Consider the following 16,812-nt stretch of genomic DNA (forward strand, 5'->3'; position numbering starts at 1 on the left):
GAATTTTCTTTCGTAAACTATACTTGAACATATAAATACGTGTAGTATAGGGACTGGTGTAATCGCGTGCGCTCGCTTTAATGCCCGATAATGTAATAAATGCGATAACTTTACATGGGCTTTCCAGCACAGGAACGTAAGAGTTAGGAAGAGGGTGTTTACTTGATTCGGACAATGGGGCTGACAACAGAGAATAAGATGGTTTTTGAATTTCCGTTAACAGAAATTCATACTCAAACATTCAAGTGGTATTGGATTGACTTTGATCAGCCCGATGATAAAGAGACCACCTTATTGGATTCATTTTTTCATTTCCATCCGCTTACCATCGAAGATTGTTTGAACCGTCTTCAAAGGCCGAAAGTGGATTTTTATGACGAATACGCATTTTTGGTATTGCATTCCTTATGCGATGATAATCTAAAAGCTGAGGAGTTGAATCTCTTTCTAGGGATGAATTATGTCATCACCTATCACTCCACAAAAATTCAAGAGCTAGAAAATGCCAAGAAACGTATTGTTGAGAACCCGAATAAGTGGGAGCAAGGTCATATTTTTGTTACTCACCAAATCATCGATAAAGTTGTCGATGATTACTTTCCGGTACTACTTAAAATAGAAGATCATCTAAATGAAATCGAAGACAGCCTTGCGCCATCCACCGTCCATTTATCCATGGACTCCGTATTTGATGTACGTAGCAATTTGCTTCGATTACGAAGGACAATCGTACCGATGCGGGAACTTCTACACCGGATGACCACTTCCGGTTCGCTGAAATTATCCGTGAATGAACAAGCCTATTTTAGTGATATCTATGATAATCTGTTAAGGCTCGGCGATATCTTAGAAGCAAATCGAGAATTAACGGCAGATATTAGAGATAGTCAATTATCCATAAATTCCAATCAGATGAATCGGATTATGATGATTTTAACAATTGTTTCTTCGATTTTTATACCATTGACTTTTATAGCTGGTGTATACGGTATGAATTTTGACTTTATGCCTGAACTTTCTTGGCGTTATGGATATATCATTGTCTTAGTCATAATGTTTACAATTGGGGTAGCTATGTTAGGGCTGTTCAAATATAAAGGATGGCTGCGAATGTTTAAATCTTAATCTGTTAATAGTCTAATCCTGTATAGTCTAGAGGTATCAGCTTTCAACACGCTGGTGCCTTTTTATTACGTTACAATCAACGAAACTCATCCATTTAAACGAATACTCAATTAAGAAATTTCGTTAATATTAGGATTTTAATTAGAGTATGCAATTATGAAATTGCTTCATTGATATGAATTGTGGATTATAATCACATAATCTAATACCAAATTACCGATATATACCTATCCCTGTAAGTGATGTTTAGCTTCTTACTTATAGAGGTAAACTACAATAACATTGAGAAAGGGAGTAGATCTTTGTGAATGCAAAAGAAACAGCGCTGAAAGTTTTGAAGGAAAGCTTCGTTGGAACAATGGCGACCGTTCAACAGAATAAGCCGCACACACGTTACATGACGTTTTTCAATGATGAATTTACGCTTTACACTGCAACATCAAAACAAACGCAGAAAGTGGATGAACTGGAAGTAAATCCACATACGCATATCTTAATCGGTTATGAAGGAAAAGGTATGGGCGACGAATATCTTGAGATAGAAGGTACTGTCAGTATTTCCGATGATGAAAGTGTAAAAGAAAAGGTATGGAATAAGCATTTGAAACCTTGGTTCAGTGGTCCTGAGGACCCCAATCTTATCATCTTAAAAATTTCACCCGATTCAATTCGTTTGATGAATAAAAAAGGTGAGGAACCACAAGAGATTACACCGTGAAAAGAGAGGGTACCAGCGTTAGGAGCTGGTACCCTCTTTTCGGTTTTATTGGTGTAAGGCTTCTTCAAGTGAACTGGTGACGTGGATTGCCTGAAGTGTTTTGTTCGTTGCGTAGTCGAGTGCACCCGTGCCGCCTAGGTAAAAATCAATTTGTTTATTATTAGCGGCAAACTGATCTAAACTCTCCAGTAAATCCGGATCATTTATAAAAGGGGTCGTTGTCGTTGCTGATAGCAGTACTTTTGCAAGCTTCAATTTTTCTACCAGCGACTCTATAGCGCGAGGAGCAGGAGAAGTACCAACCAATACTGTTTTCTAGCCTTTCATCATAAATTGCAATAATAGTATGTGCAAAGGGATTTCATGTCGTTCATAAGGCAGGCATGCTCCTAAGACTAAAGGTGCATCGTCACTACTTTGATAGTTAGGACGAATTTGCACTAGGAAGTCTCGTACGACCAAGCTTGATACAGATTCCTGTCTCGTTTAAAAATGGAACGATCACGGATGTTAAAAAATCGTTTAATCCGAGAGAATGATAAGCCTGCTGCAACACTAGATATAATTCCAATTCATCACAATAGGATCCTTTTTCTCATTCTACAAGCATCGAATCTAGTTCCCTTTTTAACGGTCGCCAATCAGTTGAAACTATTGGACCAAGTTAAGAAAGAAAATATGACGAAAAAACAATTGGAAGAGTTATATGATGACTTGGGTATTGGGGATTTACGAACTAAATATCCTGCAGACTTATCTGGCGGAGAACGTCAGCGTGTGGCAATTGCAAAAGCGTTATACAGTAATCCTTCTATTATTTTAGCTGATGAACCAACGGCATCTCTTGACTCAGATCGTGCCTATGAAGTAATGGAGCTTCTGAAAAACGAAACAAAGAACAAAAACACAACGACCATTGTCGTCACACATGATATACGTCTAGTAGGCTATTGCGACAAGGTATTCAAAATGACAGACGGTGTACTTGTGCAAGAAAAATAAAGAAGTCGGGTGCCTTACCAATGGTTAAGGCATTCTTCGACATACATAGAAAATGAATTATATAGGGGAATTTTTGAATACGTCATGAAATCAAATAAACAGTAAATACTTAGATAGTGATGGACGATTGCATAGAAGTTCGTTCATTTCCTTCAAATCTGCTCTTTTCATCTAGGGCTTTCCTGAATCAAAAGAATGAACCTTATTTGCACAAGTCAAAAATAAATCATAATACTCCATTAAATGACGAAAGACCTCTGTTTGTGAGATAATACACTAAGAATGAGAGGCTGATTACAATGACATTTCAAAATTATAACCTGAGCAAGGAGATTACTCGAGCGCTCGACGGGCTCGGGTATTCTTCACCTACAGAAGTCCAGGAGAAAGTAATTCCTGCGGCTCTTACAAAGACAGATTTAGTTGTTAAATCACAAACGGGAAGCGGTAAGACTGCTGCATTTGGTATTCCGATATGTGAAATGGTGAACTGGGATGAGAACAAACCACAGGCACTAATCTTAACACCGACACGCGAACTTGCAGATCAGGTCAAGGAAGATATTACAAACATTGGCCGTTTTAAGCGTATAAAAGCTGCCGCGGTCTACGGGAAATCTCCATTTGCTTATCAAAAAGAAGAACTGAAGCAAAAATGCCACGTCGTTGTTGGAACGCCTGGGCGTGTATTTGATCATATTGAAAGAGGCTCAATTGCTCTTGATCGGATTGAATATCTTGTTCTTGATGAAGCGGATGAAATGCTAAACATGGGTTTTATTGATCAAGTTGAATCCATTATCAATAAACTACCGAAAAATAGAACAACAATGCTTTTTTCGGCGACACTTCCTGAGAAAATTGGAAAGCTTAGCAGTAAATATATGAAAGATCCCAAAAATATTGAAATAGCATCAACCGTTACATTGACGGATCAAATAGACCACTCTCTAATCATCGTCAGAGATCCCCAAAAGTTTGATATGTTACGCGATGTAACTGTAGTTGAAAATCCAGACAGTTGTATTATCTTTTGTCGTACAAAAGATCAGGTGGATAATGTAACTGAACAACTTGAGCAACTGCACTATACTTGCGATAAACTACATGGAGGTATGATGCAGGAAGATCGTTTTTCTGTAATGGATGATTTTAAACGAGGTGAATTCCGTTACTTGGTTGCAACAGATGTTGCTGCACGTGGCATAGATATTGACAGTATCACACATGTCATTAACTATGACCTGCCAGTGGAAACTGAAAGCTATGTGCACAGAGTAGGAAGAACGGGACGTGCAGGTAAGAGAGGGAAAGCAATTTCTTTCATGACACCGAATGAAAATCATTTTTTAGAAGAAATCGAAGCGTACATCGGTTTTGAAATTCAACAACGAAACGCACCTTCGAAGGCGGCAGTTGCTGCAGCAAAAGATGCATTCACTGAAAAACTGGAAAGCTTACCTGAATTAAAAAAGAAAAAAAACGAATTGGTAAATAAAGATATTATGAAATTGTATTTCAATGGCGGAAAAAAGAAAAAGCTTCGTGCTGTTGACTTTGTCGGTACAATTACAAAAATTCCCGGCGTATCCGCTGAAGACATTGGCATCATCAAAATCCAGGATACTGTGACGTATATTGATATACTTAATGGAAAAGGGAAACTTGTTTTGAATGAAATGAAAACGACAACGGTTAAAGGAAAGTTATTGAAAGTACACAGAGCGAATAAATAATCATCCAATTAAAAAAGCAATCCTTGATCAGTAGATTCACTGATCAAGGATTGCTTTTTGGTTAATGGCTGCATCCTGTAAACTAAACTGTTGCTTCAAAAACTAACTATATTAGTTGAACATATGAATCTAGCGTATGTTGCCCCTAGCGTCGAAGTCGATATGGAGGGATTCTTTATATCAATATATAACATTGCAATAACCTAAGCGGATAATTGAGCGGGGGTGTTCTTTTTGAGATTCCAGCGATTCAAGAACTTGAAAAAGGGTGGAAGAATCATACAAACAGCTATTACTCTCAGCACTTGTACGGCTACGACAAATGTAGAGTCCGCATTCAGGACAACCGCAGTGGTCGTCATTTCAGCGATGCCGCCGGGAGCGAAAGCCAAAGCCGAAGTAATCAAAGGTAATCCTGTTATCACTGAAACAATATACGCACATAGGAACATGGAAAATATAAGAAAAATTGTACTTAAAAATGAAATGGCTAACGTTTTCTTTAATCCTATAAACATACTTCTATGAATTCGAGAACCGATACTTGCGCCAATGAGCACTTGGGAAATTATGATTAATCCTGATGGCCACCAGGCTACAATCGTATAGCCAATAACTATTGAACTGAAAGACTTTACAATTGCGATGCAAACCATACTACCAATTAGCCATGGAGCAGGGAATTTTAAAAGTTTCCCGACGTAATATCCGAGGAATGCAACAATAACAAGCATAGCAGTCGAAACAATATGTTCCGATTGAAATTGTCCCATTACCGAAGTAGTGCTAGGGATAGGTGTAGTATCAACAGGGTTACTTAGCCAAATAGATAATATGAGTGGGATGGAAAGGACAACTAAAAATATACGCATCGTTTGAATGATGCTTACAACTCCTGTATTAGCACCAACTTCTTCTGCAATACTAGGGATAGAAGATAATCCTCCAGGTGCAGTAGCAAAAAAACTAGTTAACATATCTAAATTGCTAAACTTCCATAATACGAGTCCGGATAATAAAGAAAACAAGATAGATAGTAAAAGCATAGTAATAACAGTTGCCCAATTTTCCAGGAAAATGAATAAAACGGAATCATTCATTTTTTGTCCAAGTTCAATACCTAAGATACATTGCCCAATAGCCATCCAGTATTTCGGAATACCTTTTTGTGGGAGGGACATGTTCATTAAATTGGGACTAAAAATAAAAATGAGGGTTGCAGTTAGAAGGGTTCCAATCATCCAACCGACTGGAAGGCCTGTAAGTGCAAGAAGAAATCCCCCCATTCCACTGATGACAACAAATGTGGAAGTTTTTATGAATTCATTTTTTCTTAACAATAAACTTCCCCGCTTTCAATAACATTTTTATTGTATCTTGTCTACTCACTGTATTTGCAATTCTTATTCAGTATAGTACAATATGAGAAATAAAAATAATATTGAATATTGATGAATAGACATAAAATATATTGATAGCTGAAGGGTGATATTTGTATGGACGAGCAGGATTGGGTGGTTTTACAAATGCTCTATCGCGAAAAAAATATAACAAAAGCAGCTCAAAAATTATTTATTTCACAACCAGCATTGACACATCGCCTTCAACAATTAGAAAAGAAGTTCAATGTAAGAATCGTAAGTAGAGGAAGACGTGGAGTTCAATTTACTCCACAAGGGGAGTATTTAGCAAAATGCGCAGACGATATGCTTTTGCGCCTTCAGAAAATTAAAGAAAATGTCTTGAATATGGAAGATGAAGTAGAGGGGATATTACGATTAGGTGTTTCGAACTACTTCACGGATTATAAGCTTCCTTATCTATTAAAACTTTTTAAGGAACAGTATCCCAATATTGAATTTAAAGTAACGACGGACTTCAGCAGTCATATTGTACATTTAATTTATAATCAAGATGTCCATGTTGGTTTTGTAAAAGGAGAATACGGTTGGAAAGATCAAAAACGATTGCTATTTGAGGAAACATTATGCATTGCTTCCAAAGAAAAAATTGATATTAATAACCTACCTTCCTTGCCAAGAATTGATTATCGTACTGATCCTTTACTTAAAACTTCTGTCGATAATTGGTGGTATGAGAATTTCAGCCAGCCATCATTGGTGAGCATAGAGGTTGATAAAGTCGATACATGTAAAAAAATGGTTGTGAATGGATTAGGTTATGCGATATTACCAAGTATGATTTTAAATGACGTAGAGGACATCCATAAAATCGTTATCAAAACGAAAGATGGAAAGCCGATCATTCGAAAAACATGGATGTTATATCATGAAGATTCCTTGAAATTAAATATTGTTAAAGCCTTTGTTAACTTTGTTGAACAAATAAACTTGGAAGACGGGATATAATAGTAAACGTTTTTTTAGATGTTGATTAAAAGAATCATTAAAAAGCAATCCTTGAACAGTATGTACACTGATCAAGGATTGCTTTTTAATTACTGTTACAACCAATTACCAACTGGTTGTCCCACTCTTACCTCGCTATTCAACTCTATTGTCGGAGTGAAGTGTGGGTTGTTCTCCAGAAATAAAATAACAGTAGAACCAAAACTGAAATAGCCGAAGTCATTTCCCTTAATACAATCTTTCGATGAATTAAGGAGTTGTATACTATTCACATTTAAAGCACCGACTTTTACAATCGCCACTTTTCCAAAAGCCGTATCTATTTCAGATATGAGACGATGGTTTGTAGAAAAGGGGCTCTGACCAAGACGTAATCCTAAACTGTTCACGGGATAAGAAACTCCGCCAAGTGCGTAACGTGAAACCAGTTTGCCCGTTACTGGATAGTGGAAATGATGATAATGACTCGGAGAAAGATAAAAAATAAAATACGAGCCATCTTTATAGGGAGCTGCTTTTTTTTCAGTGCCCATTATTTCGTTTATCCTGTACTGGTGGCCTTTTATGAGGAAAGTTTGGTCATTAGCAATTTTCCCTGCACCGCTAACTATGCCGTCTACCGGTGAAATGAGAGCATGAGGTGAAGGGTTTATTTGACGGATACCTGGTTTAAGGTTTCGTGTGAAAAGTGACTGTAAACTTTTATAGTGTGAAATAGGGTATTCCATTTCATCATTACTAATACGATAAAAATTGCTGAAAGGCCGAATCAACGGCCGACTTACTATTGAACTAGAAAAAGATTTTAACAGAGCCGAAGAAACAGGATTTCCCGTCAACTCAACAAAAGATTTAAAGAGTGCTTTTTTCATTTAGTATCCTCCGTTGTATTCATTTACACTTTCGCAATTCGTATATTACTTATCATTAATAACGACATAATAAACATCAGTACAACGAAAAATAATGGAGCCATATAAGGAACAAGGAAAAAGCTTAATGTCATAACCACACCCGCCGCTGTGATCGGTACTCCATAAAATGCACCATCGAATTCACTTGAATTGTAGCGGGCAAGACGAACCGCTCCAGCTAAAACATAAAAAACGGTAGCAATGGTTCCTAACCAAGGCGAGGTATAAAGTGTTGTTTCATAAATTAATAAAGCAGGTGCAAGTCCGAATGAAACCAGATCACACAACGAGTCTAGTTCTTTTCCGAAAAGTGATTCTGCATTATAACGTCTTGCAACCATCCCATCAAAACGATCGAATAACGCAGCAAGGAATATAAATAGTAAACTCATATGGCCTAAGCCTTTTAGAATAAGGATAATAGCTATAACGCCAAAACTTAAGTTCATCAAGGTAATTGCATTCGCCAACTGTGCTTTGACTTTAGAATGTTCGAAGTACCTAGGTAAATACATGCTATACCTCCCAATTATATAATGAATTTATTATTGATTTAAAGCCATTATTTGTAATCGTTAAAACTTAATTATACTTGAATACAGATGGAGTCGCAATTCTAATTCAATATTTAATAGCTACTGTTACAATTCGTTTTTTAAATTATGATGTATTATAAAGATAAGGCTCACACAGCGGGTAATATAGAAGGATTATCCGAAATAGTAAAGTAAGACGTAAAGGTTGTGAATGAACAGATGGTCAGAGTGGTTAAGAAATCTAGAATGACTCTGTTAACTCAAATAACATCACTTATAACAATCGTTGTTTTGATCAGTACGCTTCTGGTAAGTATTCTTTTTTATACAATGATTGACGATATAGTTGAAAGTTATATGGGAAAACAAGCGATGACAGTAGCGAAGTTAACGGCCCAACATCCAGCAATAATTTTAGCATTTAACGATGGAAAACCATCACAGATAATCCAACCAATCGCTGAAACAATTCGTCGGTCAACAGGTGCAGACTACGTAACCGTCGCTAATGATAAAGGACTGCGTTATTCGCATCCCAATCCAGAAAATATAGGGAAACCAACAGCTACGGGTAATGATCAAGTGCTTGAATTGCACCAGTCCATCATTTATCGGGGAAATGGGATATCTGGACCCGCCATTAAAGCGAAGACACCCATTTGGAATGACAAAGGGGAAGTTATCGGTGTCTCATCCGTCGGTTTTTTAGTGAATAATATCGAGCAGCAAGTGCTCGATTATAGAAAACGCATCATTTTGTTGGCAATTATTCCTTTCCTTGTAGGAATAATTGGGGCGATTTTGATAGCAAGACGTTTGAAAAAACTTATTTTCGGTTTGGAACCGCAGGAGATTTCGCTCCTCTTTACAGAAAAAGAGGCGACACTTGAGTCAATTCGTGATGCAACAATTACTGTTAATAATGAAAAAGAAATCACCTCAATGAATAAGAGGGCACGTGAATTATTCGACGATCAACAACTAAATGTGGGCTCAGTTATTACAGATAATCATTTGGGGAATTATATCGATAATGTTCTCGAAACAAAGGAAAGTGATATAAATAAAAAGCTGTTGTTTGGTCAACAACTTTATATTTTAGATACATCTCCAATTATACTGGCAGATGAAGTTATGGGAATTGTTTTAACAATACGGACAGTAACAGAAATTGAACAATTGACGGAAGAGTTTTCGAAAATAAAAACATTTTCTGAAAGTATGCGTGCTCAAAACCATGAGTTTCTAAATAAATTAAACACGATTTATGGATTGCTTATGTTAAAAGAGTATGATCGTGCTATTAAGATTGTGTCTTCAGAAGTTAGTGAACGTCAAGATATCATTTCTTTTCTGATGTCGTCGGTAAAAGACCCATTGATTGCGGCTTGTTTACTTGGTAAAGTAAACCGCTCTAAGGAATTACAAGTACATTTGGATATTGACTCTGAAAGCCGCTTGGATAGTGTTTCAGATAATGCAAAGTCGAATCATTTTGTTCCAATCATTGGTAATGTCATCGACAATGCGATGGAAGCTGCAAGAGCAAAGAATGGAAATAAAGGAATCGTCAATGTTTCATTTACAGATTTGGGTAATGAAATCATTTTTGATATTGAAGATAACGGAGCGGGAATACCAATAATGATGGAAGATGTTATTTTCCTAGATGGCTACACGACAAAAAGTGGGGAGAATCATGGAATCGGTTTATCGATTGTGAAAAATGCAATTGGATTACTGAATGGTCAAATCTATGTCGATAAAAGTGAGTTAGGTGGAGCAAGATTTACAATTGTTATTCCACAAGAGAGCTGGACTGAAAAGGATGTGTGAAAATGTCTAATGGAACGATTAACGTAGTTATCGTTGAAGATGATGAAGACGCAGCAAAAATCTACAAGCAGTTTACCAATCAAATCGATCATTTCAATGTTATTGCAACAGCAAGTTCGGGGAGACAAGCCTTGCAACTATTGGAAGTCATACAACCCCAACTGCTATTACTGGACGTCTATTTACCAGATATGAATGGAATTGAATTGCTCCGAGAAATTCGGAAAGAGTATCGTGGCATTGATGTTATTATGATTACTGCTGCTAACGATACAGAAACGGTCAGTGAAGCAATACGCGGAGGTGCTTTCGGTTACTTGATAAAGCCGATAATAATCGACAAGTTAATTGCTACGCTTACGCAATATGACGTTGTCAGAGGACAACTTTATCAAAATCAATTAGTTAATCAGGACAATATAGATGACCTATTTCGTTCGAATAATAAGATGCTAGCGGCGGCTGGACCTAAAAAAGAGACATATCCTAAAGGAATTGACAAACATACGCTGAAACTGGTCAGGGGTAAGATAGAGGATATGGAAGGAAGTTTAAGTGCAGATGAACTCGGCCAAATGGCTGGAATTAGTTATTCAACGATGCGCAGGTATTTGGAATATCTCGTTTCTCTTGAGGAAATAGAAGTTGAAGTATTATATGGAAATGTTGGAAGACCAGAGAGAAAATATAAAAAGACAACAAACTAAAAAACCGATTGCTCAGTCATTATTTATAATTGAGCAATCGGTTTTTTCATTTGTTAGAGCGTCCGTGGAAAATATGAAAACAATACAAACTATAAAAAGAATACGCTTTACTTTCTTTATCTATTTCTTTGGCCAAATTATTGATACTATTCTTTTAAGAAAGCGCTATCATTAGTTTTTGTTTCTACCGAACAAAATGAAGCTGCAATTTAATAAAGGGAAAATAGGGGGATGAAATATGTTATCAGTTTTAGGTTTTTCAATGATTGCCGTATTTATGTATTTAATCATGTCGAAGCGCCTTTCTGCATTGGTTGCGATTATGGTCGTGCCTATCGTATTCGGAATTCTTGGGGGATTCCTAACTGAGCTTGGACCGATGATGCAGGCGGGTGTAGAAAATGTTGCAATGACAGCAATAATGATCTTATTTGCGATTCTATACTTCGGAATAATGATCGATACGGGTCTGTTTGATCCTTTAATAGCGAAGATCTTACAAATAGTAAAAGGCGATCCATTGAAGATTGTTTTTGGGACAGCTGTTCTTTCCATGATGGTAGCGCTAGACGGAGATGGGACGACGACTTATATCATCACGGTCTCCGCATTGCTGCCTTTATATAAACGCCTTGGTATGAATCGGTTGGTATTGGCTACAACGGCGATGCTCTCGATGGGTGTCATGAATATGACGCCGTGGGGCGGTGCCTCTGCTATGGCGATGGCTTCGTTAGGACTCGATTCTTCGGAGCTATTCATCCCGATGATTCCGGTCATGGGATTCGGCTTGATTTGGGTACTGATTTCCGCTTTCATGTTAGGGAAAATGGAACGCAAGAGATTGGGTGTTGTTGAACTTGAACCCATTAAAAAAACTGATCCAAAACAAACTGGAGCGAATATGGAATTGGCGGCAACCGCAGATTTAGCCGATTACCGCCGCCCGAAACTCGTTTGGTTCAACCTTTCATTGACGGTAGCCCTTATGGCTTGTTTGATCATTGACTTTATGTCATTGGGAGTTCTCTTTATGATTGCATTTGCAATTGCATTGCTCGTCAACTATCCAGAATTGAAACAGCAGCAAGAACGTATCGCGGTCCATTCGAAAAATGCATTAGCAGTTGTCTCTATTGTTATTGCTGCAGGTATCTTTTCTGGTATTATGAGTGGTACGGAAATGATTGATGAGATGGCAAAAACAATGGTTATGATTATTCCCGATGCACTGGGCCCATATTTAGCGGTAATCGTAGCAATTCTAAGTGCGCCATTCACTTTCTTTATGTCGAATAATGCATTTTACTTCGGCGTGTTACCTATTTTGGCACAAGCAGGCGAAGCTTATGGAGTGAGCGCTGTTGAAATTGGGAGGGCGTCTTTGATAGGTCAGCCGATTCACGTGCTGAGCCCACTAGTGGCAGCAGCTCATTTATTGATTGGCTTAGTTGAAACGGAGTTTGGTGATCTGCAACGTTTTGCTGTGAAGTGGGCATTCGGAACCGTAGTCGTTATGACTCTAGCTGCATTAGGATTAGGTGTTATAACAATTGGTTGAAATTAAAATGACGACGAATCAATAATGATTCGTCGTCATTTTTGCATGGGTTTTATTTTTTGTTGAATTCAAAATGATAGTAGAAGTTATTTTTGCAAGAGTCAGGACCGTATCCAAGCGTGTAGAATTCAAAGAACTAACGGGGTTTATGGAATCTAAATAATTTACAACCGCTTTCAAATGATAGTTGCCCAGTTCAGGAAGAGCATTATTGATGGCACATCCGGGGATAAGAGGGCCCTCTTTTAATAGAATGGAACCAACCTGATGTCTATCACCCAAACAGGCATCTATGCTGAAAATGATTGGTTCAGAAAAACGGTTATTAATGTCTTTTATTACTTGATTTAAATTCAGTGCGTGAACAGGATCTGCAATTGTTCCAAAGACATGATAAGGGCAATGGTTTTCTTTCAACATCGTTCCGACAAAGGGTCCAAATGAATCACCTGTAGATCGATCTGAACCGATACATACAAAAATGATTTCTCTGTTATACGACTTGCATAGTGTCGTTAACAGAAAGGACATTTCATCCATATCTTCTTTCGTTGAGGATTCCGATGAATAACTGTAATACAACTGAGCCTCTTTTACATGCGCTGTTTTTCTGTTCTTAAAAGGAAACAATCGGTGAGCCCCCTTCATAAATCGCTTTTATATAATATTAACAGATTAATCAGACTATTGAAAGCGTTAACAATAGATTTAGAACGAAAAAATTAAATGTATCTATTAACTAGATGGATAGTTTCTGATTTAATACAGTATTTATACTGAGCGCAAGCTCTAATAAGACTGATGAAAAAGTTATCTGGCTTATGGGAGGGCTACTGGAGACGTATCTTAACAAGAGAATGAAATAGGAAATCTGCTAATACCGCTGCACCGCTTTGTGGATGCCTCCCGTGATAAGCCAGAATGAAGAGCAGGGAGGGATTGAACTGAATCCCTCCAGTTACCACGCAGGGATTAGACCTGCAATCTGTAATGTGTATTTCTTGAATTAATCACATTGTAATCTCAGTCCTTACATCTCAAAATTACTTTCAGTTATGAACACTCCAGCGTAGGCATGCTCAGGTCGCAAAGGCTTTAATTATGGGAAAACTCTATTTACACTTATGAAACTACTTCGACATCATCAATTTTTTCATGTCATGACCTTTAAACTTCACATCCAATTTCAAAGTTGTATAATCAATCACTTCGAATGCCTCCGATGCTTTCTTGATCATATCTTCAGCATCCATATCAGGTTCTAACGAAAGCTCCTCGAAAATCGTATTGAGCTTATCCATCGCTTTGTTACCATGCAAGAAGGATTCCTCCAATTTATTTTCATAGATCGCTTCTGTTTTATCGCTTTTTTCATCGTAATTGGCAACAATTGCATTCTTCGTATCTTTTGTATCAATTGTCAAATTAAAAATTGTAAAACCATATGTGTCACCAATGGATTCCTTAGGTGTATCCGTTTTGTCCTCCATTTCAGTCACTATATTCCTATTGCTACAGCCTATAATTAAAACTAAAGTAGAAAACAGCGCGATTAACTGTATGATCCGCATTTTTTCCAAGTTGGTCATCCTCTCCCGGCATCGTACAATCAATCTAACCGTGGAAGTAGAAAGTTATACGATATGGGTGGTTATACACCTACGAAGAAAAGGACAATAGGAATGGTTACGATACTTAACAGAGTGGTGATAAATGTCGTAAACGACACTAAATCAGGCTCCGTCCCGAATTGCAATGCAAACATTGTCGTATTCGCTGCAGCTGGCATTGATGCTTGGACAATAATGACCGCTTTAAGCAGGTCGTTCACTGGCATGAAGTACAAAATACCTACTGCAATCATAGGAGAGGCAAACATCCTGATGACAGTAACCGCAGTTACATAACGGTAAGCTACTCTCTTTCTGGAAATGACCGCAAGCTGCATACCTAGTACAAGCATGACAGTTGGAATCGAGGCATCTGCCACCAGACTGATGCCTTCCATTAATACGGATGGGATAGATACCGAAACTAATTGAAGTCCAATACCTAAAATAGCTGCGTAAATAAGTGGCATACGGATTACGCGCTGAAATGACTGCCGTAAAGTAGCTCTTTCCTCACCGCCGATGGACGCAAAGAAAATCCCGACTGTATTCATTAGCAGCGATTGGAACACCATCATGACCACAGCATAGTCAAATCCGACAGCGCCGAATGCGAACAGGACAACCGGTGCTCCGTAGTTTCCGCTGTTCATGAATACACCGCCTAGAATCATTGCCGACAACTGTGGCCGTGTTGCTTTCATGAAGATAGAAGTAACCCACACAACAACAAGAAGAATGATTGTAAGAAGTAAACTGAATAGGATGATGTAAAAATAGTCTATGGTCAATTCATTTGTGTAGAATGTCCTGAATGCCAAAAAGGGGGACATTAAATATAGGGCAGCTGTTGATATCGACTTGATATCAAAGCCTATTAATTTCTGACCTAAAAAGCCAATGAAAAAAATGATAAATACGGGTAAAATGATCAAAATCAAGTTCAATTCGATTCAACTCCAACAATATGTCATTCTACTAGCATAGCAGAATTTCGACTAATCAACTATATAACTTGACATTGTGTAAGTAGTACATTATTTAAAGTGAACAAATTACAACGTCCGATATACGTTACTAAAATTTCTCGGAAAGGAAACATGGTTCATTTCGAAGTGGTATGATGATAAAAAGTCAACCTATTTTGTTGTGGAAGTGAGGCTGCTTAATATGAAGGAAATTGTTTCATTTAAAGATGTATCGTTCCAACGAGGCGACCGAGAAATATTAAAGGATGTCAATTGGTCCATTCGACAAAATGAGCATTGGGGAATACTTGGCTTGAATGGTTCAGGGAAAACGTCACTTCTCAATATCATGTCCGGTTTTAATTTCCCGTCAAGCGGTAAAGTTTCTGTTCTTGGTAATCTGTTTGGAAAAACCAACTTACCGGAACTGCGTAAAGAAATTGGTTTTGTCAGTAGTTCCTTGGATCGCTTTGCGGAATATTACAATAATGAAAAGATAGAAAGAGTTGTAGTGAGCGGAAAGTTTGCGAGTTTCGGTATTTATGAACAAGTGGAAAAAGAGGATTGGGAGAAAGCAAATTCTTTACTTGAAAGTTTAAATCTAACGTATTTAAAAGGAAAGCCCTATCTGCAACTGTCCGAAGGGGAACAAAGAAGAGTACTCATCGCCCGAGCCTTAATGAGTGACCCCAAAATGCTTGTATTGGATGAACCATGTTCAGGATTGGATATTTTATCTAGGGAACAGTTCCTACAATCACTTGATAACGTAATGGGGAACGGGTGTCATATTGTATACGTAACCCATCATATTGAAGAGCTTGTCCCAGGGATATCGCATGTGCTTCTGCTTAAAGATGGGAAAGTCGTAGCAGGTGGACCAAAAGAAGAAGTAGTTAGCGATAATCTGCTGAGTGAAACATACCGGATTCCTGTTAGTATTCAGTGGAGAGAAGATAGACCTTGGTTAGTAGTGAACAGAAATGAAGCAGTAAAGTAATCGGACACCCGTTCACAAAAAAGTGCCTTTTTATACGGCACCGCTTGGTATCTTACTATACAATAAAAGGATAGTGTTTTATCTAAACAATAATGGAGTGATTGTCATGAATAATAATGGGAGCTCTGCAAAGCCGTTTAAAAAACGCAATTATAAACCAATGATTATTATACTTTCCGTTATACTGATCGGTGCAATCGCTGTTCTTTCGGGAATGCGGGGAGTTAAAGATTTCGATGCATTCGATATAACAATCCTGCCTATGATGAATGCAATCTTTAACAGTTTTACTTTTGTATTCCTTGTCTGTGCTCTTATCGCCATATTAAAGCGGAATATAACAGTTCATCGCCGTTTCATTTATGCTGCTTTTTTCACAACATTTCTGTTTCTGATCACGTACGTCTCTTACCATTATCTATCTCCATCCACATCTTATGGTGGAGAAGGATTTATGGCTGGATTCTACTATTTCATCCTAATTACACATATCATTCTTGCGGCAGCCATCGTTCCACTTGCGCTGACAAGCGTGGCACGTGCATGGAATATGGAGAACGAGCGTCATAAGAAAATTGCCAGATGGACAATGCCGATTTGGCTATACGTCAGCTTTACAGGCGTGTTGGTGTATATCCTGATATCGCCGTATTATTAAGTGAGTGAAGGTAGTCATTTAGAATCGCTTCAAACAAAGATGGATTCCCAGTTTAATTAACTTCATAGTAGA

16 protein-coding genes and 1 pseudogene are annotated in these 16,812 nt (G+C 37.8%); 10 read left to right on the top strand and 7 right to left on the bottom strand.

Features of this window, described 5'->3' with window-relative positions; all coding sequences use genetic code 11:
- Nucleotides 1-162: 162 nt before the first annotated feature.
- Nucleotides 163-1,125 (top strand): magnesium/cobalt transporter CorA, encoded by a 963-nt coding sequence (corA, locus tag AC1TO4_RS12410; protein WP_482105584.1) that lies wholly within the window; start codon nt 163-165, stop codon nt 1,123-1,125.
- A gap of 304 nt (nt 1,126-1,429) precedes the next feature.
- The gene (locus tag AC1TO4_RS12415; RefSeq protein ID WP_482105585.1) at nt 1,430-1,843 is read left to right on the top strand and encodes a pyridoxamine 5'-phosphate oxidase family protein; all 414 of its coding nucleotides are present in this window, start codon (nt 1,430-1,432) and stop codon (nt 1,841-1,843) included.
- Between the two features lie 45 nt (nt 1,844-1,888).
- Here the strand turns inward: AC1TO4_RS12415 and AC1TO4_RS12420 are convergent, their stop codons facing one another.
- Nucleotides 1,889-2,098, bottom strand: coding sequence for a hypothetical protein (locus AC1TO4_RS12420; RefSeq protein ID WP_482105586.1), 210 nt, complete (start codon nt 2,096-2,098; stop codon nt 1,889-1,891).
- A 342-nt stretch (nt 2,099-2,440) separates the two neighbouring features.
- Here AC1TO4_RS12420 and AC1TO4_RS12425 point away from each other — a divergent pair.
- Both AC1TO4_RS12425 and AC1TO4_RS12430 read left to right on the top strand, forming a co-directional pair.
- Nucleotides 2,441-2,845, top strand: a pseudogene (locus AC1TO4_RS12425) (ABC transporter ATP-binding protein); the annotation flags it as partial.
- A 290-nt stretch (nt 2,846-3,135) separates the two neighbouring features.
- Complete coding sequence (locus AC1TO4_RS12430) at nt 3,136-4,581, top strand: DEAD/DEAH box helicase (protein WP_482105627.1); 1,446 nt, start codon at nt 3,136-3,138, stop codon at nt 4,579-4,581.
- Between the two features lie 203 nt (nt 4,582-4,784).
- Here AC1TO4_RS12430 and AC1TO4_RS12435 read toward each other — a convergent pair whose 3' ends face one another.
- Nucleotides 4,785-5,921, bottom strand: coding sequence for an AbrB family transcriptional regulator (locus AC1TO4_RS12435; RefSeq protein WP_482105587.1), 1,137 nt, complete (start codon nt 5,919-5,921; stop codon nt 4,785-4,787).
- A 156-nt stretch (nt 5,922-6,077) separates the two neighbouring features.
- Between AC1TO4_RS12435 and AC1TO4_RS12440 the strand changes: the two genes are divergently transcribed.
- Complete coding sequence (locus tag AC1TO4_RS12440) at nt 6,078-6,950, top strand: LysR family transcriptional regulator (protein WP_482105588.1); 873 nt, start codon at nt 6,078-6,080, stop codon at nt 6,948-6,950.
- A 95-nt stretch (nt 6,951-7,045) separates the two neighbouring features.
- On the opposite strand, the gene asd is transcribed toward AC1TO4_RS12440, so the two are convergent.
- A complete protein-coding gene (asd, locus tag AC1TO4_RS12445) occupies nt 7,046-7,822 on the bottom strand; it encodes an archaetidylserine decarboxylase (RefSeq protein WP_482105589.1) in 777 nt (258 codons plus the stop codon).
- A 23-nt stretch (nt 7,823-7,845) separates the two neighbouring features.
- Complete coding sequence (gene pssA, locus AC1TO4_RS12450) at nt 7,846-8,379, bottom strand: CDP-diacylglycerol--serine O-phosphatidyltransferase (RefSeq protein WP_482105590.1); 534 nt, start codon at nt 8,377-8,379, stop codon at nt 7,846-7,848.
- 228 nt (nt 8,380-8,607) lie between these two features.
- On the opposite strand from pssA, the gene AC1TO4_RS12455 reads away from it, so the two are divergent.
- The 3 genes from AC1TO4_RS12455 to AC1TO4_RS12465 all read left to right on the top strand — a co-directional run bounded on the left by AC1TO4_RS12455 (nt 8,608) and on the right by AC1TO4_RS12465 (nt 12,504).
- Nucleotides 8,608-10,236, top strand: coding sequence for an ATP-binding protein (locus tag AC1TO4_RS12455; RefSeq protein ID WP_482105591.1), 1,629 nt, complete (start codon nt 8,608-8,610; stop codon nt 10,234-10,236).
- Between the two features lie 2 nt (nt 10,237-10,238).
- On the top strand, nt 10,239-10,943 hold the full coding sequence (locus tag AC1TO4_RS12460; RefSeq protein ID WP_482099994.1) for a response regulator: 705 nt from the start codon (nt 10,239-10,241) through the stop codon (nt 10,941-10,943).
- A gap of 238 nt (nt 10,944-11,181) precedes the next feature.
- Nucleotides 11,182-12,504 carry a CitMHS family transporter gene (locus tag AC1TO4_RS12465; protein WP_482105592.1) on the top strand — a complete coding sequence of 441 codons (1,323 nt, stop codon included), beginning with the start codon at nt 11,182-11,184 and terminating at the stop codon, nt 12,502-12,504.
- Nucleotides 12,505-12,522: 18 nt separating this feature from the next.
- Here the strand turns inward: AC1TO4_RS12465 and yyaC are convergent, their stop codons facing one another.
- The 3 genes from yyaC to AC1TO4_RS12480 form a co-directional block, all read right to left on the bottom strand.
- Nucleotides 12,523-13,134 (bottom strand): spore protease YyaC, encoded by a 612-nt coding sequence (gene yyaC, locus AC1TO4_RS12470; protein ID WP_482105593.1) that lies wholly within the window; start codon nt 13,132-13,134, stop codon nt 12,523-12,525.
- A 500-nt stretch (nt 13,135-13,634) separates the two neighbouring features.
- The gene (locus tag AC1TO4_RS12475) at nt 13,635-14,075 is read right to left on the bottom strand and encodes a YusW family protein (RefSeq protein ID WP_482100119.1); all 441 of its coding nucleotides are present in this window, start codon (nt 14,073-14,075) and stop codon (nt 13,635-13,637) included.
- A gap of 80 nt (nt 14,076-14,155) precedes the next feature.
- Nucleotides 14,156-15,061, bottom strand: coding sequence for an AEC family transporter (locus AC1TO4_RS12480; RefSeq protein ID WP_482105594.1), 906 nt, complete (start codon nt 15,059-15,061; stop codon nt 14,156-14,158).
- A gap of 223 nt (nt 15,062-15,284) precedes the next feature.
- Between AC1TO4_RS12480 and AC1TO4_RS12485 the strand changes: the two genes are divergently transcribed.
- Nucleotides 15,285-16,082, top strand: a complete 798-nt coding sequence (locus AC1TO4_RS12485) for an ABC transporter ATP-binding protein (RefSeq protein ID WP_482105595.1) — start codon at nt 15,285-15,287, stop codon at nt 16,080-16,082.
- Between the two features lie 106 nt (nt 16,083-16,188).
- A complete protein-coding gene (locus AC1TO4_RS12490) occupies nt 16,189-16,740 on the top strand; it encodes a DUF420 domain-containing protein (protein ID WP_482105596.1) in 552 nt (183 codons plus the stop codon).
- Nucleotides 16,741-16,812: the final 72 nt, after the last annotated feature.

The organism is Sporosarcina sp. Y838, from assembly GCF_056786515.1.

What these genes read in the sequence shown, in the direction of transcription:
- AC1TO4_RS12465 (WP_482105592.1), top strand. Translation starts at nt 11,182, where the DNA reads ATGTTATCAGTTTTAGGTTTTTCAATGATTGCCGTATTTATGTATTTA.
- AC1TO4_RS12440 (WP_482105588.1), top strand. Translation starts at nt 6,078, where the DNA reads ATGGACGAGCAGGATTGGGTGGTTTTACAAATGCTCTATCGCGAAAAA.
- AC1TO4_RS12490 (WP_482105596.1), top strand. Translation starts at nt 16,189, where the DNA reads ATGAATAATAATGGGAGCTCTGCAAAGCCGTTTAAAAAACGCAATTAT.
- asd (WP_482105589.1), bottom strand. Translation starts at nt 7,822, where the DNA reads ATGAAAAAAGCACTCTTTAAATCTTTTGTTGAGTTGACGGGAAATCCT.
- AC1TO4_RS12485 (WP_482105595.1), top strand. Translation starts at nt 15,285, where the DNA reads ATGAAGGAAATTGTTTCATTTAAAGATGTATCGTTCCAACGAGGCGAC.
- pssA (WP_482105590.1), bottom strand. Translation starts at nt 8,379, where the DNA reads ATGTATTTACCTAGGTACTTCGAACATTCTAAAGTCAAAGCACAGTTG.
- AC1TO4_RS12475 (WP_482100119.1), bottom strand. Translation starts at nt 14,075, where the DNA reads ATGCGGATCATACAGTTAATCGCGCTGTTTTCTACTTTAGTTTTAATT.
- AC1TO4_RS12460 (WP_482099994.1), top strand. Translation starts at nt 10,239, where the DNA reads ATGTCTAATGGAACGATTAACGTAGTTATCGTTGAAGATGATGAAGAC.